This window comes from Streptomyces sp. NPDC002309, from assembly GCF_053593375.1.
The window spans coordinates 274,487-296,166 of the sequence record NZ_JBSFCI010000003.1 but is presented as its reverse complement, the minus strand read 5'-3'; the positions used below and the strand labels follow the sequence as shown (position 1 = coordinate 296,166).

The window sequence follows — 21,680 nt, the reverse complement described above, 5'->3', positions numbered from 1 at the left end:
CGAGGTGCGCATGAGTCTGTCACTGCGCTTCGCCGCCGGTTCGCACAAAGGCATGATCCGCGAGGGCAACGAGGACTCCGGATACGCCGGTCCGCGCCTGCTCGCGATCGCCGACGGCATGGGCGGCGCCGCGGCCGGCGAGGTCGCCTCCTCCGAGGCGATCTCCACGATCGTCCAGCTCGACGACGACATCCCCGGCTCGGACGTCCTCACCTCGCTGGGCACGGCCGTGCAGCGCGCCAACGACCAGCTGCGGCAGATGGTCGAGGAGGACCCGTCGCTGGAGGGCATGGGCACCACGCTCACCGCCCTGCTGTGGACGGGCCAGCGGCTCGGCCTGGTCCACGTCGGCGACTCGCGCGCGTATCTGCTGCGCGACGGCGTCCTCACGCAGATCACCCAGGACCACACATGGGTGCAGCGCCTCGTCGACGAGGGCCGGATCACCGAAGAAGAGGCCACCACCCACCCGCAGCGCTCCCTGCTGATGCGGGCTCTCGGCAGCGGCGACCACGTGGAGCCCGATCTGTCGATCCGCGAGGTGCGGGTCGGCGACCGCTATCTGATCTGCTCCGACGGCCTGTCCGGCGTCGTCTCCCACCAGACGATGGAGGAGACCCTCGCCAGCTACCACGGCCCGCAGGAGACCGTGCAGCAGCTGATCGAGCTGGCGCTGCGCGGCGGCGGCCCCGACAACATCACCGTCATCGTCGCCGACGTCCTCGACCTCGACACCGGTGACACCCTCGCCGGACAGCTGTCCGACACCCCCGTCGTCGTCGGCGCGGTCGCCGAGAACCAGAACCACCTGCAGGACAACGGCATCATGCAGACCCCGGCCGGCCGCGCCGCCGGCCTCGGCCGCCAGGTGCCCGGCCAGGGCGGCGAGTTCGGCCCGCCCGGCTCCGGAGACACCACCGGCTACATCCCGGCGGACGGCTTCGGCGACTACGACGAGGACGACTTCGTCAAGCCGCGGCCCCGCCGCCGCTGGCTGAAGCGATCCTTCTACGGCATCCTCGCGCTGGCCGTCATCGGCGGCGGCCTCTACGGGGGCCACCGCTGGACGCAGACCCAGTACTACGTCGGCACCAGCGACGAGCACGTGGCTCTGTACCGGGGCATCAGCCAGGACCTGGCCTGGGTCTCGCTGTCGAAGGTCGAGAAGGACCACCCCGAGATCGAACTCAAGTACCTGCCGCCCTACCAGCAGAAGCTGGTCGAGGCGACGATCGCCGAAGGCGGGCTGAAGAACGCCCAGGCGAAGATCGACGAGTTGGGCGTGCAGGCCTCCGCGTGCAAGAAGGAGGCGCAGCGCCGCGCCGCCGAGAGCGAGAACAGCGCGCAGCCCGGCCAGGGCGAGGCAGGCGGCACCACGGGAACCACCCGCACCTCCGTCACGTCCAAGGCCACACCGACACCGTCGGCCACCGGTTCCACGTCCCCGAGCCAGTCCGCGACCGCGCCCACTCCCAGCCCCGGCCCCAGCCTCTCGGAGGAAGAGCAGAAGGTCGTCTCGCTGTGCGGTAAGCAGTAGGCAAGCCGTGAGAGGCCCCGTCACACGATGAGCAGTACTTCCAACCCGTCGACGCAGCACACGTCCACGATCGGCTCGATCGGCACGCCGAGCCGGCGCAACACCGAGCTCGGGCTCCTGGTGTTCGCCGTCGTCATCCCGGTCTTCGCCTACGCCAACGTCGGCCTCGCCATCAACGACCAGGTACCGGCCGGCCTGCTGAGCTACGGCCTCGGCCTCGGCCTGCTGGCCGGCATCGGCCATCTCGTCGTCCGCAAGTTCGCGCCGTACGCCGACCCGCTGCTGCTGCCGCTGGCCACCCTGCTCAACGGGCTCGGACTGGTCGCCATCTGGCGGCTGGACCAGTCCGAGCTGCTGCAGGACATCGGCCAGGCCGGCACCGCCGCCCCCCGGCAGCTGCTGTACACGGCCATGGGCATCGCGCTCTTCATCGCGGTGCTGATCTTCCTCAAGGACCACCGGGCGCTGCAGCGCTACACCTACATCTCGATGGTCGGCGCGCTGGTCCTCCTGCTGCTGCCACTGGTCCCGGGCCTCGGCCAGAACATCTACGGCGCCAAGATCTGGATCAACGTCGGCGGGTTCTCCATCCAGCCCGGCGAGTTCGCCAAGATCGTCCTCGCGGTCTTCTTCGCCGGCTACCTGATGGTCAAACGGGACGCGCTCGCGCTCGCCAGCCGCCGCTTCATGGGCCTCTACCTGCCGCGCGGGCGCGACCTCGGCCCGATCCTCGTGGTCTGGGGCATGTCGATCATCATCCTGGTCTTCGAGACCGACCTCGGCACGTCGCTGCTGTTCTTCGGAATGTTCGTCATCATGCTGTACGTCGCCACCGAGCGGACCAGCTGGATCGTCTTCGGTCTGCTGATGTCCGCGGTCGGCGCCGTCGGCGTGGCCTCCTTCGAGCCGCACATCCAGACACGTGTGCAGGCCTGGCTCGACCCGATGCGCGAGTACGAGCTCAGCCGCGAGGGCGTCCAGGACGGCATCCTCCACTCCGAGCAGGCCATGCAGGCGCTGTGGGCGTTCGGCTCCGGCGGCACCCTCGGCAGCGGCTGGGGCCAGGGCCACTCCGAGCTGATCCGGTTCGCCACCAACTCCGACTTCATCCTCGCCACGTTCGGCGAGGAACTGGGCCTCGCCGGCCTGATGGCGCTGCTGCTGCTCTACGGCCTCATCGTGGAACGCGGCATCCGCACCGCCCTCGCCGCCCGCGACCCCTTCGGCAAACTGCTCGCCGTCGGACTGTCCGGCGCCTTCGCGCTCCAGGTGTTCATCGTCGCCGGCGGTGTGATGGGGCTCATCCCGCTGACCGGTATGACGATGCCGTTCCTGGCCTACGGCGGCTCGTCCGTGATCGCCAACTGGGCACTGATCGGCATCCTGCTGAGGATCAGCGACACCGCACGCCGCCCGGCACCGACCCCCGCTCCCAACCCCGACGCCGAGATGACGCAGGTGGTCCGCCCGTCATGAACACGCCTCTGCGCCGGATCGCGATCTTCTGCGGACTGCTCGTCCTGACCCTGCTGGTCCGCGACAACTGGCTCCAGTACGCGCGGGCGAACGAGCTGGCGAGCGACACCGACAACCGGCGCGTGGCGATAGAGCGCTACGCCACCCCGCGCGGCGACGTCATCGTCGGCGGCAGGGCGATCACCGGCTCCAAGCGGGCCACCGGCGGCGACTTCGAGTACGTCCGCACCTACAAGGACGGCCCCATGTGGGCCCCCGTCACCGGCTACGCCTCCCAGGCCTTCGGCACCAACCAGCTGGAGAACCTCGAGGACGGCATCCTCACCGGCAACGACGACCGCCTGTTCTTCCGCAACACCCTCGACATGGTCACCGGCAGGAAGAAGGCCGGCGGCAACGTCGTCACCACCCTCGACGCGGCCGCGCAGAAGGCGGCGTACGAGGGCCTGGCCGAGCGCGGCAAGGGCGCCGTGGTGGCGCTGAACCCGGAGACCGGCGCGATCCTGGCGCAGGCCTCCTACCCCTCGTACGACCCCTCCACGATCGCCGGGTACTCCGACGACGACCAGAAGGCCTGGAACAAGCTCCAGAAGACGGACGACGCGAACGACCCGATGCTGAACCGGGCGCTGCGCGAGACCTACCCGCCGGGCTCGACCTTCAAGGTCCTGACCGCCGCGGCGGCCCTGGAGCACGGCCTGTACACCGACGCGGACTCGCCTACCAGGACGCCGCTGCCGTGGACCATGCCGGGCACCACGACCCACCTGGACAACGAGGGGAACATCCCCTGCAAGAACGCGACCCTCAGGGTCGCCCTGCAGTGGTCCTGCAACACCGTCTTCGGCAAGGTCGGCTCCGACCTCGGCAACGACAGGATGCTGGAGACGGCGAAGAAGTTCGGCTTCACCGCGGAGCAGTTCACGCCGGTACGCGCGAACGCCTCCGTGTTCTCCGAGGGCATGGCACCCTCCGAGGTCGCGCTGTCCTCGATCGGCCAGTTCAACACCGCCGCGACCCCGCTGCAGATGGCCATGGTCGCCGCCGCGGTCGCCAACGACGGCACGCTGATGAAGCCGTACATGGTCGACAAGCTCCAGGCGCCCGACGTCGACACCATCGAGCAGACCGACCCCGAGGAGCTCAGCGAGCCGCTCTCCTCGGACAACGCCCGGATCCTCCAGTCGATGATGGAGACCGTCGTCGACAAGGGCACCGGCGGCAACGCGAAGATCGACGGCGTGACCGTGGGCGGCAAGACCGGAACCGCCCAGCACGGCATCGACAACAGCGAGAAGCCCTACGCCTGGTTCATCTCCTACGCCAAGCTCCCCGACGGCAGCTCGCCGGTCGCCGTCGCCGTGGTGGTCGAGGACCAGGAGGCGGACCGGGGCGACATCTCCGGCGGCGGCCTCGCGGCCCCCATCGCGAAGAGCGTGATGGAGGCGGTCATCCAGAACAAGCACTGAGAGCCCCGTCACGTCGCCTGCACATTGATGCACGTTGCGATACCGGTCCTGTATCGGCTGACGGGCTTGGCCAGGTCATACAACGCGAGCCGGGTACGGTAGGCCCGGACGGCAGTCTCCGGCCGCACGACAGGCCGGCCGGGACCGACGGAGAGGGCTGGTAGGTAGCTATGGAAGAGCCGCGTCGCCTAGGCGGCCGGTACGAGCTGGGCCCGGTGCTCGGCCGTGGTGGCATGGCGGAGGTTTACCACGCGCATGACACCAGGCTGGGGCGCCAGGTGGCGGTGAAGACGCTGCGCGCGGATCTCGCACGCGACCCGTCGTTCCAGGCCCGCTTCCGCCGGGAGGCCCAGTCGGCCGCCTCGCTCAACCACCCCGCGATCGTGGCGGTCTACGACACGGGCGAGGACTACATCGACGGGGTCTCGATCCCGTACATCGTCATGGAGTACGTCGACGGCTCCACGCTCCGTGAGCTGCTGCACTCCGGCCGCAAGCTGCTGCCCGAGCGCGCCATGGAAATGACCATCGGCATCCTGCAGGGCCTGGAGTACGCCCACCGCAGCGGCATCGTCCACCGCGACATCAAGCCGGCCAACGTCATGCTGACGCGCAACGGCCAGGTCAAGGTCATGGACTTCGGCATCGCCCGCGCCATGGGCGACTCCGGCATGACGATGACGCAGACGGCCGCCGTGATCGGCACCGCGCAGTACCTCTCGCCCGAGCAGGCCAAGGGCGAGCAGGTCGACGCGCGCAGTGACCTCTACTCCACGGGCTGCCTGCTGTACGAGCTGCTGACGGTCCGCCCGCCCTTCGTCGGCGACTCCCCCGTCGCGGTCGCGTACCAGCACGTCCGCGAGGAGGCGCAGCCTCCGTCGGTGTACGACCCCGAGATCACGCCGGATATGGACGCGATCGTCCTCAAGGCACTGGTCAAGGACCCGAACTACCGCTACCAGTCCGCCGACGAGATGCGCGCCGACATCGAGGCCTGCCTCGACGGCCAGCCCGTCGGCGCCACGGCGGCGATGGGCGCGGTCGGCTACGGCGGCTACCCCGACGACCAGCCGACGACGGCCATGCACTCCAACGGCCACGGCGGCGCGACGACCCTGCTGCCCCCGACCAACCCGGACGACGGCGGCTTCGGCTACGACGACCGGCCCGACCGGCGTCGCCAGAAGAAGTCCAACACCTCGACGATCCTGCTGGTCGTCGCGGCGGTCTTCGTCCTGGTCGGCGCGATCCTCATCGGGCGCCTGGCTTTCGGCGGGGACGGAGGCGTGGGCAACAGCAAGGTGCCGGTCCCCAACCTCGTCGGGCACACCGAGGCCGACGCCAGAAAGTTGCTGACCAACAGCGACCTGGAAGTCGGAACGGTCACACCGCAGCCCTGCGAGGAGGAGAAGAAGGGCACCATCTGCTCGCAGGACCCGCAGCCCAAGACGGAGGTCGACAAGAACACCGTCGTCAACCTCGTGGTCTCCACGGGCGCGCCGAAGGTGGCCCTGCCGAACGTCATCGACAAGAACGTCGACGACGCGACACGGCAGCTGGAGAAGAAGGGCTTCAAGGTCGAGACCGAGGCGACCGAGTCCTCCTCCCCGGAGGGCACCGTCCTGAGCCAGGACCCCGACCCCGGCACGGAGCTGGAGAAGGGCTCCACGGTGACCCTGGAGGTCGCCAAGGCCCAGGAGAAGGCGACCGTCCCGGACGTCCTGGGCCAGTCCTGCGACGACGCCAAGCGCCGGCTCGAGGAGAGCGGCCTCACCGGCACCTGCAACGACGTGCCGACCCCCGACCCGAACCAGATCGGCAAGGTCTTCGAGATCACACCGACTGCCGGTACGCCGGTCGACAAGGGTTCGAACGTGAACCTGAAGGTCGGCCAGCCGCAGCAGAAGGTCAAGGTCCCGAACGTCTTCGGAAAGTCCGTGGCCGACGCCAGGCAGATCCTGAACGCGGCCGGCTTCACCAACATCCAGTTCGAGCCCGGCAGCGACCAGAGCGACGCAGCGATCGTCGCCTCGCAGAACCCGTCGGGTGACCAGGAGGTCGACAACCCGGCCGCCACGCCGATCACCCTGCGCACGGTGAACCTGAACGGCAACAACGGAGGCAACAACGGCGGCGGCTTCTTCGGAGGCAACGACGGCGACTGACCGCTCCCGCCGTACCTATGACGGAGCCCCGGCCCCCTTCTCAGGGGGCCGGGGCTCCGTCATAGGTACAGGTGGCCTGACGACCCCTACGAAGCACCACACCCGCACACCCGCACGCATTTCGATCGTGTCTTCACATTTCACGACTCGTTGATCGGCTGGGGTGGGGAGTCAGAGCTCCGCCCCGGCCCGAGAGCCACACCTGAGCGAAAGGGCAGAACGTGATCGACGAATCGGCGCTGCTGGAGTCGAAGACCCTGCGCGACAGCGTCCTGGAACGAACGGACGTGCTCGACAGGGTGAAAGCGCTGTCGCTGCTTCCGGACGGGATGCATGTGACGACGGCGATGGTGGCGGCGTATTTCGAGGTGGGGCTCGAAGCCATCAAGTCACTCGTCAAGGATCACCGAACAGAACTTGAGGCCAACGGCTACCGACTCCTGACGGGCGACCCACTGAGGTCCTTCAAGGACCTCAGTGGGATTCAGTCGCGCACAGGGTCCCTCGCGCTGTTTCCCCGCCGAGCCGTCCTCAACGTCGCCATGCTCCTCCGCGAGAGCGAAGTCGCTCGTCAGGTACGTGTGTACCTCCTCGCATGGAGTACCGGGCCCGCACACACCCTGTGGAAAACCCGGCCCCCACCGACCCCACAGACGTCGTGTCCCTGGACGACCGCATCGACCAGCGCATCACCCACATCCTCGGCAAGACGGTCGTGCCGATGTTCAACGCGCTGATCGAGACGTCGGGCGAGCACCGCAGCGAGCTGATCGCGCTCCGCGCCGGCGTCCAGCGCATCGAACAGCGCCTCCACCAGCACCACACCCGACTGAAACGGCTCGAAGGAGTACGGGACGACCGCCCCACCGTCGGAGTCATGGCCGCCATGGGCGCCATGAACGGCCGCACCTTCGAGCGCCACATCTCTACGTGGCGACATGCCCCTTCACTCCCGAGGCCCTGAGCATCGCCGCCGAGGCCGGCATCACCGTCGTGCACCGCGGCGTACTGGAGGAGTGGAGCGCCGGTGAACCACTGAAGATCCTCGAGTAGGCGTGGCATGACGTGAAGAGGCCCGAAGCCGCAAGAGCAAGTTGTGGCGTGGGGCCTCCGCCATGCCAGGGGACAAACCTCCTCCAAGGAGGCCTGTCAGCCGCGCAGTTCCTCCGGCACCGTCCGCTCCCCGTCCACCTTCTCCACGCGCTCCAGCTCGCCCCAGACGACGTACCGGTAGCGGCTGGTGAAGACCGGGGTGCAGGTGGTCAGGGTGATGTACTTGCCGGCCTTCTTCGCCCCGGACTCCTCGGGGATGGCGTCGAGGACCTTGACGTTGTACTTCGACGTCTCGGGAAGGACGGCGTAGACCTTGTAGACGTACCACTTGTCCTTCGTCTCGAAGACGATCGGGTCGCCCTTCTCGAGCTTGTGGATGTCGTGGAACTTGGCGCCGTGACCGTCCCGGTGGGCGGCGAGCGAGAAGTTGCCGTTCTTGCCGCTGCCGGGGAGGGTCGCCTTGACGGGATCGGTGTAGTAGCCGGCGACGCCGTTGTTGAGAAGATCCGTCGAAGTGCCCTTCTTGATCAGGATCTCGTCCTTGTTCATCCCCGGCACATGCAGGAAACCGATGCCGTCCTTGGTGTCCAGCCGGCCGGGCCCGGTGGGCTGCGAGGCGGCCCAGTTGTCGCGGACCCGGTCGCCGTCCTGGTGCGCCCTGCGGTCGGCGAGGACGTTCGTCCACCACAGCGAGTAGACGACGAAGAGGCCGAGCACGAGGCCCGCGGTGATGAGGAGTTCACCGAGGACGCTGACCGCCATGGCGATCCCGCCGGGCCCGCGGCGCCGTGGCTCGGGCGCTCCGGGGAAGGCGCCGGTGTGCTCTTCACGATCGGTGGTCGCTGCCACGTGTCATCTGCCCTTAACTGACGAGCGCATCCGGCTTGCCCTTGCTGCGCGGCCGTTCCTCGACCATCTTGCCCCAGACGATCATCCGGTACTTGCTGGTGAACTCCGGCGTGCACGTCGTCAGGGTGATGTAGCGGCCGGGCGCGGTGAAGCCCGACCCCCGCGGCACCGGTTCGAGCACGCTCACGTTGCTCGGCGGGGTCACCGGCAGGATCGACGCCATGTCGTAGACGAAGTACTTGTCCTGGGTCTCGACGACGATCGGATCGCCCGGCTGGAGCTTGTTGATGTAACGGAAGGGCTCACCGTGCGTGTTGCGGTGACCCGCGAGCCCGAAGTTGCCGGTCTTGTCGTCGGGCATCGCCGTCTTGAGCGCGCCCTCGGCGTAGTGACCGACCATGCCCCGGTCCAGCACCTTGTCGCTGTTGATGCCCTCGGCGATCGGCACGACCACGTCGAGCTTCGGGATGTGGAGCAGCGCGAAGCCCTGCCCCGGCTGGAAGGCACCGGGGTTGCGCTTGCCGTTCGCCCAGTCGTCCTGGAGCTGGCTGGCCTCGCTGCCGGCCTGCGCCTGCGCCCGGACGTTGGTCCACCACAGCTGGTAGGTGACGAAGAGCAGCATCAGCACACCGGTGCTGATGAACACCTCGCCGATCAGCCGGCTGGCGACCACCGCGGCACCGGGTTTGCGCTCGCGCGCGAGACGGCGGGCCTCGACCCGGGAGAGCGGCCGGCTCCCCCCACCACCCTCCGCCGTTGATCCGGACCGGACGGCCGGGTCGGTGTGGGCGCCATGACGCCCGTGACGGCGCTTGGCGGCCTTTCTGCGGGCCGCGCGGCCGCCCGAAGCGGTTCCGGTCGCCCCGGCCTCCGTCGAGGCGCCTGCGGCTCCTGTGACGCCCGTGGCTCGTGCGGCCCTGCCCCGGCCCGTCGCGGAGCCCGCCACCGCGGTTCCGCCCGGCGGTTCCGGCATTCGCAGGGCCATGGTCGCGTCGTCCGCCGGAGCCCGACTCCCCGGCACTCCGCCAACCGCTGCCCCACCAGCGGGTGCCCCGCCAGCGGTTACTCCGCCAGTCGATGCCCAGCCGTTCGATGACTGCCCCGGCGATGTCCGACCCATCGATGCCTGGCCTGGGGATGCTTGGCCTGCAGATGCCTGGCCTGGGGATGCCTGGCCCATCGATGGCAAGCCCGGCGATGCCTGGCCCGGTACACCGCCCATCGGTGCCCCGTGCTGCTGCGACCCGTACTGCTGCGGCCCGTACCAGTCCCCGAACGCGCCCGCCCCCTCGTACGGCTGCTGCCCGTACGAGAAGCCCTGGTCGCCGGCGTCGCCGTAAGCCGCGGCGCCGGACTCGCGCTCGGGGCGCAGCGCGGTCACGCCGTGGCCCTGCCCACCACCGGGGCGAGCCCCGCCGACCTCGCCACCGCGCCCTGGTCGCCGCATTCCGTCAGCCAGTTGGCCAGCATCCGGTGACCATGCTCGGTCAGCACCGACTCGGGGTGGAACTGCACGCCCTCGACCGGGAGTTCTCGGTGTCTCAGGCCCATGATGATGCCGTCGTGCGTGCGCGCGGTGACCTCCAGCTCGTCCGGCACCGTCGGTGGCTCGGCGGCGAGCGAGTGGTACCGGGTCGCCGTGAAGGGCGTGGGCAGTCCCGCGAAGACGCCCTTGCCCTCGTGCTCGACCAGCGAGGTCTTGCCGTGCAGCAGCTCGGGCGCCCGGTCCACGACACCGCCGTACGCCACCTGCATCGACTGCATCCCGAGGCAGACGCCGAAGACAGGGACGCCGGTGGCGGCACAGTGCCGGACCATGTCGATGCAGACCCCCGCCTGCTCGGGCGTGCCGGGGCCGGGGGACAGCAGCACACCGTCGAAACCGTCGCCCGCGTGCGCCGTCGAGACCTCGTCGTTGCGCACGACCTCGCACTCGGCGCCGAGCTGGTACAGGTACTGGACCAGGTTGAAGACGAAGCTGTCGTAGTTGTCGACGACGAGAATGCGCGCGCTCACTGGTTGTCCACCGTCACATCGTTGAAGGGCAGCAGCGGTTCGGCCCAGGGGAAGACGTACTGGAACAGGACGTAGACCGTGGCCAGGATCAGCACCAGTGAGATCAACGCCTTGATCCACGCGCTCCCCGGCAGATGCCGCCAGATCCAGCCGTACATGCCGTCCCTTCCGTCGCACCACGGCACCAGAAACCCACGCCGTACACCACCAGACTAACGGCGCAGGGCTGCTGGTTTCCCGGCCTCCACAGGCTGTGTGGCATCCAGATGCGCCCAGACGATCAGGCGGTGACTGTGACCCCACTCCGGTTCGCAGGTCGTGAGGGTCAGATAGCGGCCCGCACGTGTGTACCCCGACTTACGTGGCAACGGGTCGATCACCTCGATGTCCGCCGGAACGGTCTTGTACGGCCCTTTGTCGATCCGGTACGTGAACCAGGTCGTCCCGTCCGTCAGCACCACCGCGTCACCGGGCCGCAGCCGAGGGAAGTCCTTGAAGGGGTCCCCGTAGGTCCGCCGGTGCCCGGCGACGGCGAAGTTGCCCTTCTGCCCCAGCCGCGCGGCGCCGGCGTAGTGACCGAGGCCCTTCTTCAGGGTCGCGGTGCCGGTCCCTTCGAGGACGGGCTTGTTCCACGTGAAACCGAGCCGCGGGATGTACATGATCGCGAAAGCCCGGCCGTTCTCGTACGCCGACGGCTCCCGGGGCGCGGCGGGGGCGCCCGGAGCCGCCGCCTCCGTCGGGCGGACGTCTCCCTGCGCCCACTGCCGCTGGAGCCGGTCGATCTCGTCGTCCATGACGGCGTCGGCCTTCACGCCCGTCCAGAAGAGCACGTGGACGACGAACAGCACGATCACGGCGCCGACGGTGATGCACAGTTCGCTGAAGGTCCTGACGACTAAGCGCACCGGCGGCTCCTGGGAAGGCGCTCACTCCATGGGCTGGGCGTACCGCAGATCCACTGTGCCCGAGTAGCCCGGCAGAGTCACCGTCCCGTGCTCCTCCACTTTCCAGCCGAGGCCGTACACGTTGACGTACACCATGTAGTTCTGGATCGCCGACGAGGCGGTGAGCGCCTGCTGGAGCTTCGCGGGGTCGCCGACCGCGGTGATCTTGTACGGCGGTGAGTAGACACGGCCCTGGAGGATCAGCGTGTTGCCCACGCAGCGCACGGCGCTGGTGGAGATCAGCCGCTGGTCCATGACCTTGATGCCCTTGGCGCCGCCCTCCCACAGGGCGTTCACCACGGCCTGGAGGTCCTGCTGGTGGATGACCAGGTAGTCGGGCTGCGGCTCGGGATAGCCGGGTAGCTTGGCGGTGGCGTTCGGCGGGGCGTCGTTCAGGGTCACCGAGATCGCCTCCCCGGTGAGCTTGTGGGTCCCTGCCTGCTTCTCCAGGGCGGCGAGCTTGTCGTCCTCCGCCTTGGTGCTGCCGTCGCCGCGGTCCGCCAGGGACTCCACGTCCTCGCGCAGCGCCGCGTTGGCCTCGCCCAGCTCGCCGTTGCTGCGGCTGCGCTCGTGGATCAGGTCCGAGAGCCTCAGCAGGGACGTGTCCGTGCGGATGTTGGTGCCCTTGGCCGTGTGGAAGCTGGTGAAGAAAATGAGCCCCGCGAGAGCGAAGACGGCCACCGTGAGCAGCCGCACGGGCCGGAAAGCCCATCGGCGCCCCGTACTGGATCCCGTCCCGGGGGAGTCGGCAGAATTGCTCAACGTACCCTTATCTCCTTCGGCGCCACGGAAGCACTACGCTAACGGACGCCCGGGGGAGCGCTCGGAGTCCCCTTGTACGCTGCCCCGAGCCCGACCCAGTTCCCTGCGCGGCCACGCAGCGCATCGACAGGAGAGACCCTCGTGCCGAAGTCACGTATCCGCAAGAAGGCCGACTACACGCCGCCGCCCTCGAAGCAGGCGACCAGCATCAAGCTGACGAACCGCGCGTGGGTCGCACCGGTCATGCTCGCCCTGTTCCTCATCGGTCTGGCCTGGATCGTCGTCTTCTATGTGACCAACAGTTCGCTTCCCGTCGAGTCGCTCGGCAACTGGAACATCGTGGTCGGCTTCGGCTTCATCGCCGCCGGGTTCGGCGTCTCCACGCAGTGGAAGTAGCCCGTCTCCGCCCGGTGGCCGTGGTCCGTGAAAGGACGGGCCACCGGGCGGTGAACGGAGCTCTGCCCAGGGCTATCCGCTGAGTTATCCACAGCCGGTTGAATTTCCACACCCGACCTGGGGAAAAGACGAAGATCTGTGGATAACCCCTCGGACGTTGACGCCGGTACGACCGTCGCACGATCCATCGAATGCTCGTTCGCCCCCTGCCTGACCAGCGGAAACACTGGTCAGCGACAGGGGGCACATGCGTTCCCGCACTGTGTGCACAAGATCCGCCACACGCTGTGGACAACTGAGCAGCTCAGTGGATAACCCTCGGGCTCAAGTGAGCTGAGCCGTCCGCAGCAGCGTCACGGCGACCACCACGGCCAGCATCAGCGCACAGACGCCGTACTGCACCAGGGCCCGGCGCTCACGCGGGGCGTGCACCATCGCGTAGCCGATCACCAGACCGCCGACGAGGCCGCCGATGTGCGCCTCCCAGGCGATGCCACCCACCGTGAACGTGAAGATCAGGTTGATCGCCAGCAGGGCGAGGACGGGCCGCAGATCGTAGTTGAGCCGGCGCATCAGGACCGCCGTCGCGCCGAAGAGCCCGAAGACGGCGCCGGAGGCCCCGAGCGAGGCGGTCGTGGGGGCCGCCAGCAACAAGGTCAGGGCGCTGCCCGCGAGGCCTGAGATCAGGTACAGCGCGAGGTAGCGGGCCCGGCCGAGGGCCGCTTCCAGGGGGCCGCCGAGCCACCAGAGGCTGAGCATGTTGAACGCGATGTGCCAGATCGCCTCGTGTGTGAACATCGAGGTGACCAGGCGGTACCACTCACCCTCGACCACGCCCTCCGTCGGGCCCCAGGGCGCAGGCGGCCACTCGGCGATCAGCACCAGGTCGCTCAGCACCGACGGGCGGGCCTGGACCAGGAGGAACACCGCGAGGTTGATCCCGATGAGGATCTTGGTGAGCAGCCGGGGGTCGGCGGCGACGGTGCCGCCCGCGAGGGTGCGGGGGCGGGAGGCGCCCGGCGCGTGGCCGGTGCCGGTGGCGTCGCGCACGCACTCGGGGCACTGGAAGCCGACCGAGGCGTTGACCATGCACTCGGGGCATATCGGACGCTCACAGCGCGTGCAGCGCACACCGGTCTCGCGACCGGGGTGGCGATAGCAGACAGGCGGGCTCTGCGCGTCCGGCTGACTGCCCTGCGCCTGGTCCATGAGCTCCCCTAAGTCGTCGTGGCACTGCAACGCCCCGCTCATCTTTTACGGACGAGCGGGGCGTTTGGTTCCCCCACCGGGAGGCCTCGGGCCTCTCGAACGGGGCCGTACCTCGGCGCTGGGGGACCGGGCCGGTGCGTGGATCTCGCGTGCCTCGCGGGACCTCGCGGCCCTCACGCTTCGCGATGCCCCGCGGGACGCGGGTTCGTGAAGCTCAGACCTCGCGCGCCTCGCGGAACCGGCGTCGCGGGTCTCGCGGGACTCAGGCCTTGCGGGTCTCGACGACGACCGACTCGATGACGACGTCGTTGAGCGGACGGTCGGTACGCGGGTTGGTCTGGGTGCCCACGATGGAGTCCACGACCTTCTGGCTGGCCGCGTCGGTGACCTCGCCGAAGATGCTGTGCTTGCGGTTCAGCCATGCCGTCGGGGAGACGGTGATGAAGAACTGCGAGCCGTTGGTGCCCGGGCCGGCGTTCGCCATGGCCAGCAGGTACGGCCTGTCGAACTGCAGGTCCGGGTGGAACTCGTCCCCGAACTGGTAACCCGGGCCGCCCGTGCCGTTGCCCAGCGGGTCACCGCCCTGGATCATGAAGCCGCTGATGACCCGGTGGAAGACCGTGCCGTCGTACAGCCTGTCCGTGGACTTCTCACCCGTGGCGGGGTGGGTCCACTCCCGCTCGCCCTGGGCGAGCTCGACAAAGTTCTTGACCGTGTTCGGCGCCTGGTTCGGGAACAGCCGAACCGCGATGTCGCCGTGGTTGGTCTTCAGGGTGGCGTAAAGCTGCTCAGCCACGATCTGCCTTCCGTTGTCTTCCTGTGACTCCACGATCCTCGCACGGTCCACGCCCGGCGTCGCCCGACGGCCTCCCTGAGCCGGGTATCCGGGCGTTTCGCTTGCGGAATTCCGGTCGAGTCGTTCCGGGACACGGGCGTCAGGCACCGATCCGTGGCATTGTCGACGACAAGCTCGTGTTGCCCCTTATTCATCCGCTATCGCACTGCGATCGTGACCCGGATGCCCGCCCTCGCATGCCGCTTCACTCTCCGACATGCATGATCCGTAAAAGGGTGGAAAGTCGAAATACCGTACGCCACCGAGGAGGAGGAAAACCCGTGACCCGCATCGACAGCGTGCGCGCCGCGACCGGCTCGGCGAAGGACAGCGTGCTGCACGCCGCGGAAGTGGTGGCGCCCTACGCCGACACGGCCAAGGACCGTGCCTCGTACTACGCACACGAGGCACGCGTACGGCTGGCGCCCAAGGTGTCGCAGGCCGCCGGGCAGGCCCGCCTCCAGTACGCGTCGCATCTCGCGCCGCACCTGGAGCAGGCTCGCTACCAGGTCCGCACACATGTGCCGCCGAAGGTCGACCACGCCGCCCATGAAGCCGCCGCCCGCGCCCGGGAGGCCGCGCGCCAGGCCGCCGACTACTCCCTGCCGAGGATCGAGCAGGCAGTGGCCGCGGCAGGACCCGTCAAGGACGAGGCCGCGGCCCGGGGTACCGCCGCGCTGGCCGCGCTGCGCGGCCAGGTCTCGCCGAAAGAGATCCAGAAGCTCGTCCGCAAGCACGAGCGCCGGGCCAGGACCGGCCGGGCCGTGAAGGTGTTGGCTGTGATCGGCGTCCTCGCGGGCGGTGCTTTCGCCGCTTGGAAGTGGTGGGACAAGCAGGCCAATCCCGACTGGCTGGTCGAGCCCCCCGCCGCGACCGAGGTCCCCGAATCCGGGAGGCTCACATCGGTGGACGGCAGCGGTCAGTCCATCCTCGACCCCGAGGTACAGGCCAAGCAGGCCGAGAACGAGGCCGCGCACCGCGACGACCGCGGCTGAGCCGAGATCGCCAGAAGCACTGTGGGGCGGGTGACCGAACGGTCGCCCGCCCCACGGTCATGTTTCACGTGAAACGCCCTGGCCGCACCAACGCAGGAGCACCGTCGACTCCGCCTGCCGCCACTGGCGCCCGGCACGTGCTCGCCAGTAGCAGCAAAAGACCCCCTCCGATCTGCGTTTTCGCAGTTCAGAGGGGGTCTTGTCACCGTGGAGCCTAGGGGAGTCGAACCCCTGACATCTGCCATGCAAAGACAGCGCTCTACCAACTGAGCTAAGGCCCCGAGAAGAGAGACAGCCGCCGGAAGTACCGCGTACCGGCTGGTGCCGGAGACCAGAGTAGCGGGTCACCCGGGGTATCTCGCAAAAAGATTGGGGGGTCCCCGTGAACGACCACTCTCCGTAAGATGCTCGGCGTGGTTCGCGACAGCGAACCGCCGTTTTTGGGGAAGCGATGGGGAGACGCAATGGACGCCGCACAGCAGGAAGCGACCGCGAGAGCGCGGGAACTGCAGCGGAACTGGTACGGGGAGCCGCTGGGGGCGCTCTTCCGTAAGCTCATCGACGATCTTGGTCTCAACCAGGCTCGTCTCGCGGGGGTGCTGGGACTGTCCGCACCGATGCTGTCCCAGCTGATGAGCGGTCAGCGGGCGAAGATCGGCAATCCTGCGGTGGTCCAGCGGGTGCAGCTGCTCCAGGATCTGGCCGCCCAGGTGGCGGACGGCAGCGTGAGTGCGGCCGAGGCCACCGACCGGATGGACGAGATCAAGAAGTCCCAGGGGGGCTCGGTGCTCAGCAACACCACGCAGACGACGAACAGTTCGGGAGCGCCGACGGTCAAGCGGGTGGTTCGTGAGATCCAGTCCCTGCTGCGGTCCGTGGCCGCCGCGGGCGACATCATCGATGCCGCGGACACCCTCGCCCCGAGCCACCCGGAGCTGGCAGAGTTCCTCCGGGTGTACGGCGCGGGCCGCACTTCGGACGCCGTGGCGCACTACCAGTCACACCAGAGCTGAGCCTGGGACCGGTCATGGCGAGGGGTGCGCCGCCTGGGGGTGCGGCGCCCCCTGTGACGGGTGTGCCGTAGGGGGTGCGGCGCACGGTCAGCGAGGGGGTCTCCTCTTCGCCGAAGGGCACAACGGGGGAGCCCTGGACGGAACCGGGGCTGAACGGGACCGCAGGGGGAGGAGCGGCGCACAGCGATGGGTGAGATCTTCGCCGGCCGTTACGAGTTGGTCGACCCGATCGGACGCGGAGGAGTGGGCGCCGTATGGCGCGCCTGGGACCACCGTCGCCGCCGTTATGTGGCCGCCAAGGTGCTGCAGCAGCGAGACGCGCACTCCCTGCTGCGCTTCGTCCGCGAACAGGCACTGCGAATCGACCACCCCCATGTCCTGGCGCCGGCCAGTTGGGCCGCCGACGACGACAAGGTCCTGTTCACCATGGACCTGGTCGCCGGCGGGTCGCTGGTCCATGTCGTCGGGGACTACGGTCCCCTGCCGCCGTCCTTCGTGTGCACGCTCCTCGACCAACTGCTGTCGGGCCTGGCCGCGGTCCACTCGGAAGGTGTCGTGCACCGTGACATCAAGCCCGCCAACATCTTGCTGGAAGCCACCGGAACCGGTCGGCCGCGGCTGCGGCTGTCCGACTTCGGGATAGCCATGCGGCTGGGTGAACCGCGGCTGACCGAGACAAACCTCGTCGTGGGCACGCCCGGGTATCTCGCACCCGAGCAGATGACAGGCGTGGAACCTGACTTCCCGTCCGACCTGTTCGCCGTGGGGTTGGTGGCGCTGTACTTGCTGGAGGGCGCCAAGCCGGACGCCAAGGCGCTCGTCCAGTACTTCGTCGAGCACGGGACGCCGGGTGCGCCCACCGGAATTCCGGGACCTCTGTGGCAGGTCGTGGCCACGCTGTTGCAACCCGATCCGGGGGCGCGCTTCCGCACGGCCACGGGGGCGCGGAAGGCGCTGGCCTCCGCGGCCGAGCTGCTGCCCGACTCCGGGGCCGACGACGAGCAGATCGAGATCTTCGACCAAGTCGGGCCGCTGCCACCGGGGTTCGGGACCGGCGGTCCACTCACACCCCAACACGCGACCCGCGTGCAGGGTCCGGCCGAGGGCTCGCGAGAGGCAAGCGGTGGACTCTCGGCCGAGGGCCGGAGTCGGGGCGACGGTGGGCTCCCCGCCGAGGGCGCCGGTCCGGGCGGCGGTTCCGTACCGCCGGAGGTGGCACGCACAGGCGAAGGTCCTTCGCCCGAGGGCTCGGATCCGACAGGCGCTTCCGCAAGGTCCGAGGCGGCGCGGGCGAGCAGCGGTCCGACGGCTCCCGAGGGGCCGCAGGCGAGGGGCGGTGCGCTGCCGTCCGACGCGGGGAACCCGCGGGAGTTCGAGAACCCATGGCCCGGGACGGGTTCGGTCACGGCTCGCCCCGGCGCGATGGACGTACCCCTCGATCCCCGGCATCAGCACGCGGCGCCCGCGCATCCGGCCGATATGTCCGACACCGGCAGCTTCCACCTGCCGCCACCGCAGCCGACGGTCACCACTCACCGGCCGCCCGCAGAGCGCCAGGAGCAGCACCAGCAGCGGCCTTACCGGCAGCAGAGCGCACCACAGCCCCAGCACCACCCTCAGCCCCCATTCCCCCCGCGCCCACAGCACCCTTCCTTCGCCTCCCCCCAGTCGCACGCGCCGCTCCCTCCCGCCTCGGCGCCCCTCCATGCCCCCACGGTTGCGCCGCAGCGCGCCGATGCCTCTACTGTTTCGTACACCGCTCAAGACCCGCAGGTTCCGTCTTCCGCGACCCCAATTCCCGCGGCGCCTACTACCCCAGCTCCCTTCTCTGCGGCCCCGTTCTCTGCAGACCCCGCTTCTGCGGCCCCCACCTCTGCGGCCCTCTTTTCACGGTCGCCCGCCGGTCACCGCCGCGCCGGCCGCCGCGCAGCCCGGCGCCCAGGACCGCCCACGAAAGCGGCGATGGTCGCGCTGCTCCTGCTCGCGCTGGTCTGCTACGCGATCGGGTTCTGGGCGCTCACACGCATCTGAGCGGATCCAGGACGCGCGACCCCGGCATTCCTATCGCCCGCCCGAACTGTCGGGTGACCCCGGCCCCCGTCGCGCCGCCACCACCCACACACCGAGCCCCACGAGGATCAGGCTGCCCGTGCCGATCCCACCCACGGCAACAGCTGTCATGACCCCGTCACGACCGTGTTCCTCTCCCACACCACCACCTGCGCCCCCCAAGCCGCCGCCAAAAGCCCCTCCCTGGACGGCGAACAGTCCCTCAGGTACGGACTCCCCCGCATAGCCGGGCCCGTCCTGCGCGTCCCCCTTCACCCCCACACGCAAGGTCAGCCCGAACGGACCGTCGCCGAACTTCTCGGCCACGTCCGCGGAGAGGTGGACGACGAGGTAATAGGAGCCCGCGAAGCGCATCCCGCTCACGCGGCTGGTGAAGGAGCGGCGGTTGGCGTGGTCGACCGGCGGAAGCGGTGCGAGCGTGGCCGTCCGCTGCTTGCCGTCGTAGCCGACGCTCCTGTCCGCGACGAAGGAGCGCACGGGGTTGTAGAGGGAGAGGTCCAGTGCGCTGCTCGCGTAGCCGGAACCTCCGGCAGCCGTACCGAGTTCGGCGGTGGCGGACACCTGACGGCCCCAGTCGACCGGGACCTCATAGAAGAGTGTCTGCCCGGGTGCGACGTCGTCGGTCCAGACTCCCTGCCCGACAGGGGCCGCCGTCGTGAATCCGGCGCCACCACGGCGCTCCCGGGGCTCGTCCGTGGGCGGTGCGGGCGTGGCGGAGTCCCAGTCCTCGGGTGCCTCCGTGGCTCCGGCCTGCGCCAGCCCGGGCTCCTGGACCGCCGTGAGCTCCAGTTCCCAGTCGGCCTGCGCCACGTCAGCCGTACCCGTTCGTTCGACGACCACGTAGTACGTGCCCGCGTCCTCGCAGCGGGTTCCGCCGGTCTCCCGCGAGGCCCCGGCAGCGATCGGATGCGGACTGCTGGCAGCTCCGAAGGTGGTCGTCTCTGACGAGCAGGACCGGCCGTCGGCGTCCTGCACGGAGACCTTGACGCCCTCGATCGCGGAGACGGTGGCATCCGGTTCGGGTACGGCGGTGGCGGAGACGTACGCGTTCGAGGTGGCGTCGAGTACAAGGCGGTAGTACGCCTCACCGCTGCTCGGCAGCGTGCTCCGGTAGGTGTGGCCCGGCTCCAGGCGTACGGCGTCGGTGGTACCCGCAGCGGCGGAAACGGGACGAGCATCTTCCGCGAAGGCGAAGGAGGCTCCACCCGGCGTCGCCTCAGCAGCCACCACGACCTCGGGGATCCGAGACAGGTCAGATAGAGCTGACGTACGAGACAGCCGGGAAGACCCCAAGCCCCCCACCAGCTCCACCGAGCCGGAGCCGGAGCCGGAGCCCGACAGCAGTCCCGGCACCCCAGGCACCCCAGGCACCCCAGGCACCCCAGGCACCCCAGGCACCCCAGGCACCCCAGGCACCCCAGGCACCCCAGGCACCCCAGGCACCAACAGCACCACACCCACCAGCGTCAGCACTCGCGCCGGCGCCCCCGCCACCGCACGCCCCCACGCGGTACACCGCCGCCCGATCACGTGCAACCCACCCCCGGGAAGTTCCGACCTCGAACCGTCCGTGCCTGGCACATCCTGCCCCGCAGGCCTCTGGGCGAGCACCCGCTACACGCAAAACCCCGACCGCGTGGCGGTCGGGGTCTGTTCAGATTCGGTTGTCGGTACTCACGAACCCGTGGGCACGGAGTCAGTCGCCTCCGTCCACAGATCCTGCTCGGCGCGATCCGCCTGGATCTGGCGGTACACGAGGAGCCCGCCGATGGCGGCCAGTGCGACCAGGAGAAGCTTCTTCACCGCGCGACCTCGTCTTTCCTTGACGTAGGGGACCTCTGCCGCCCGACTATACACACCGGCCGATACCGATCGGTGACCTGCGTGGGCGCCCCAACTTCCCACCGGAATCACGCATTACAAGCAGCATCAAGAGCCGGGCCCCGATGGTCGACACCTCCTCGATCCGAGGGTGATCACCTCCTCACGGAAGGTGAGATTCACCCCTACTTCGCCGTATTCCTCCCTCATCCCGTGCTTTTCTGGGCTCTTGCGTCCATCCGAGTGGTGTTCATCCGAAGATCCACGCGTCGCGGGCGTCGGTCCAACACTTCGCGAGCCCCATACACATCATGAGGAAAGTACGCAAATCGCCCAACCCGAAAGTGAGGGGCCATGGCCCGGAACTCGGTCATGAAACTGTGGAACGTCCTCGTCACCGCCTTCCTCGCGCTCTTCACGGCGCTCGGACTGGTCACCACCTCCGCCGCTGCGGCCGTACCGCAGCCCGAGCCGGCTCGCAACAGCGCCGCGAGCGTCACGGTGCCGACGGTGTCTCCCTGGGCCTGGGTACATGCCAGGTCGCTGCCCCCCACGATGAAACAGCGGATCCGCGCCGAGGCTCACGGAAAGTCCCCGAGCTGCCGGAACCACCCCCTCGCCGAGACCGACCAGACCGCTTCCGCCGACGCCCCGGACATCGCCACCGCCGCGTGGACGGACGACTGCGACGCGGAGACGCCCCTCGCTGCCGGCCCCGCGTCGACGCCTCTCCAGCGCTGAGCACGCCGCACCTGCCTCCCCCCTGCTCCTCCTGCTCCTCCTGCTCCATCGGTCTCCCCCTGAGCCACCTGTCTCTCCCACCCCTTCCATCCCTCTCTCTTCACCCTGTCGTCGCGGCGAACTTGCGTACCCCGCGTCCAAGCCGAGGCCCGGCCACTCCTCACAGTGGCCGGGCCTACGTGTTGCCCACCCACAAGACCAGCGAGCGCGAGCAATCCAGCGAACCTGTGCGATGCAACGTGCCCGAGCGATCCCGCGAGCCCATGCGATCCGATCCCGACAACCCCCGCAAGCCACGCACGCACGCGCCCGCCCTCCCGCGGCCCGCT

21 protein-coding genes and 1 tRNA gene are annotated in these 21,680 nt (G+C 69.2%); 11 read left to right on the top strand and 11 right to left on the bottom strand.

Features of this window, described 5'->3' with window-relative positions:
• Positions 1-10 precede the first annotated feature (10 nt).
• The 6 genes from ACWCPM_RS04385 to ACWCPM_RS04360 all read left to right on the top strand — a co-directional run bounded on the left by ACWCPM_RS04385 (position 11) and on the right by ACWCPM_RS04360 (position 7,700).
• A complete protein-coding gene (locus tag ACWCPM_RS04385; protein ID WP_450974653.1) occupies positions 11-1,537 on the top strand; it encodes a Stp1/IreP family PP2C-type Ser/Thr phosphatase in 1,527 nt (508 codons plus the stop codon).
• A gap of 27 nt (positions 1,538-1,564) precedes the next feature.
• Positions 1,565-3,013 carry an FtsW/RodA/SpoVE family cell cycle protein gene (locus tag ACWCPM_RS04380; RefSeq protein WP_450974617.1) on the top strand — a complete coding sequence of 483 codons (1,449 nt, stop codon included), beginning with the start codon at positions 1,565-1,567 and terminating at the stop codon, positions 3,011-3,013.
• Positions 3,010-4,482: a penicillin-binding transpeptidase domain-containing protein gene (locus tag ACWCPM_RS04375; protein WP_450974616.1), complete on the top strand. Its 1,473-nt coding sequence runs from the start codon at positions 3,010-3,012 to the stop codon at positions 4,480-4,482. Before ACWCPM_RS04380 ends, ACWCPM_RS04375 begins: the two co-directional genes overlap by 4 nt.
• A gap of 170 nt (positions 4,483-4,652) precedes the next feature.
• Positions 4,653-6,647, top strand: a complete 1,995-nt coding sequence (pknB, locus tag ACWCPM_RS04370) for a Stk1 family PASTA domain-containing Ser/Thr kinase (protein ID WP_450974615.1) — start codon at positions 4,653-4,655, stop codon at positions 6,645-6,647.
• Positions 6,648-7,305: 658 nt separating this feature from the next.
• Entirely contained in the window at positions 7,306-7,611 is a 306-nt protein-coding gene (locus tag ACWCPM_RS04365; protein WP_450974614.1) for a hypothetical protein, read from the top strand.
• Complete coding sequence (locus tag ACWCPM_RS04360) at positions 7,578-7,700, top strand: hypothetical protein (protein WP_450974613.1); 123 nt, start codon at positions 7,578-7,580, stop codon at positions 7,698-7,700. The genes ACWCPM_RS04365 and ACWCPM_RS04360 overlap by 34 nt, the downstream gene beginning before the upstream one ends.
• Before the next feature lie 96 nt (positions 7,701-7,796).
• Here the strand turns inward: ACWCPM_RS04360 and ACWCPM_RS04355 are convergent, their stop codons facing one another.
• Genes ACWCPM_RS04355 through ACWCPM_RS04330 form a run of 6 tightly spaced genes read right to left on the bottom strand, consistent with a single transcriptional unit; the run spans position 7,797 to position 12,271 of the window.
• The gene (locus ACWCPM_RS04355) at positions 7,797-8,549 is read right to left on the bottom strand and encodes a class E sortase (RefSeq protein WP_450974612.1); all 753 of its coding nucleotides are present in this window, start codon (positions 8,547-8,549) and stop codon (positions 7,797-7,799) included.
• A 13-nt stretch (positions 8,550-8,562) separates the two neighbouring features.
• Entirely contained in the window at positions 8,563-9,930 is a 1,368-nt protein-coding gene (locus ACWCPM_RS04350; protein ID WP_450974611.1) for a class E sortase, read from the bottom strand.
• A complete protein-coding gene (locus ACWCPM_RS04345) occupies positions 9,927-10,565 on the bottom strand; it encodes an aminodeoxychorismate/anthranilate synthase component II (RefSeq protein WP_450974610.1) in 639 nt (212 codons plus the stop codon). Before ACWCPM_RS04345 ends, ACWCPM_RS04350 begins: the two co-directional genes overlap by 4 nt.
• Positions 10,562-10,723, bottom strand: a complete 162-nt coding sequence (locus ACWCPM_RS04340) for a hypothetical protein (protein ID WP_450974609.1) — start codon at positions 10,721-10,723, stop codon at positions 10,562-10,564. The genes ACWCPM_RS04345 and ACWCPM_RS04340 overlap by 4 nt, the downstream gene beginning before the upstream one ends.
• 54 nt (positions 10,724-10,777) lie before the next feature.
• The gene (locus ACWCPM_RS04335; RefSeq protein WP_450974608.1) at positions 10,778-11,470 is read right to left on the bottom strand and encodes a class E sortase; all 693 of its coding nucleotides are present in this window, start codon (positions 11,468-11,470) and stop codon (positions 10,778-10,780) included.
• Between the two features lie 21 nt (positions 11,471-11,491).
• The gene (locus ACWCPM_RS04330) at positions 11,492-12,271 is read right to left on the bottom strand and encodes a DUF881 domain-containing protein (RefSeq protein ID WP_450974607.1); all 780 of its coding nucleotides are present in this window, start codon (positions 12,269-12,271) and stop codon (positions 11,492-11,494) included.
• Positions 12,272-12,412: 141 nt separating this feature from the next.
• Here ACWCPM_RS04330 and crgA point away from each other — a divergent pair, with 141 nt between their 5' ends.
• Positions 12,413-12,667, top strand: a complete 255-nt coding sequence (crgA, locus tag ACWCPM_RS04325; RefSeq protein WP_381340266.1) for a cell division protein CrgA — start codon at positions 12,413-12,415, stop codon at positions 12,665-12,667.
• Positions 12,668-12,991: 324 nt separating this feature from the next.
• Here crgA and ACWCPM_RS04320 read toward each other — a convergent pair whose 3' ends face one another.
• Complete coding sequence (locus ACWCPM_RS04320) at positions 12,992-13,876, bottom strand: rhomboid family intramembrane serine protease (RefSeq protein ID WP_450974606.1); 885 nt, start codon at positions 13,874-13,876, stop codon at positions 12,992-12,994.
• A gap of 262 nt (positions 13,877-14,138) precedes the next feature.
• Positions 14,139-14,672, bottom strand: coding sequence for a peptidylprolyl isomerase (locus ACWCPM_RS04315; protein WP_450974605.1), 534 nt, complete (start codon positions 14,670-14,672; stop codon positions 14,139-14,141).
• 320 nt (positions 14,673-14,992) lie between these two features.
• On the opposite strand from ACWCPM_RS04315, the gene ACWCPM_RS04310 reads away from it, so the two are divergent.
• Positions 14,993-15,706 carry a DUF5324 family protein gene (locus ACWCPM_RS04310; RefSeq protein ID WP_450974604.1) on the top strand — a complete coding sequence of 238 codons (714 nt, stop codon included), beginning with the start codon at positions 14,993-14,995 and terminating at the stop codon, positions 15,704-15,706.
• A 208-nt stretch (positions 15,707-15,914) separates the two neighbouring features.
• Here ACWCPM_RS04310 and ACWCPM_RS04305 read toward each other — a convergent pair.
• Positions 15,915-15,987: transfer RNA gene (locus tag ACWCPM_RS04305), tRNA-Ala, on the bottom strand.
• A 183-nt stretch (positions 15,988-16,170) separates the two neighbouring features.
• On the opposite strand from ACWCPM_RS04305, the gene ACWCPM_RS04300 reads away from it, so the two are divergent.
• Positions 16,171-16,719 carry a helix-turn-helix domain-containing protein gene (locus ACWCPM_RS04300; protein WP_450974603.1) on the top strand — a complete coding sequence of 183 codons (549 nt, stop codon included), beginning with the start codon at positions 16,171-16,173 and terminating at the stop codon, positions 16,717-16,719.
• A gap of 186 nt (positions 16,720-16,905) precedes the next feature.
• The gene (locus ACWCPM_RS04295; RefSeq protein ID WP_450974602.1) at positions 16,906-18,750 is read left to right on the top strand and encodes a protein kinase domain-containing protein; all 1,845 of its coding nucleotides are present in this window, start codon (positions 16,906-16,908) and stop codon (positions 18,748-18,750) included.
• 30 nt (positions 18,751-18,780) lie between these two features.
• On the opposite strand, the gene ACWCPM_RS04290 is transcribed toward ACWCPM_RS04295, so the two are convergent.
• On the bottom strand, positions 18,781-20,019 hold the full coding sequence (locus ACWCPM_RS04290; RefSeq protein ID WP_450974601.1) for a hypothetical protein: 1,239 nt from the start codon (positions 20,017-20,019) through the stop codon (positions 18,781-18,783).
• A gap of 444 nt (positions 20,020-20,463) precedes the next feature.
• Entirely contained in the window at positions 20,464-20,592 is a 129-nt protein-coding gene (locus ACWCPM_RS04285) for a DLW-39 family protein (RefSeq protein ID WP_003999697.1), read from the bottom strand.
• Between the two features lie 372 nt (positions 20,593-20,964).
• Between ACWCPM_RS04285 and ACWCPM_RS04280 the strand changes: the two genes are divergently transcribed.
• Positions 20,965-21,351: a DUF6344 domain-containing protein gene (locus ACWCPM_RS04280; protein WP_450974600.1), complete on the top strand. Its 387-nt coding sequence runs from the start codon at positions 20,965-20,967 to the stop codon at positions 21,349-21,351.
• Positions 21,352-21,680: the final 329 nt, after the last annotated feature.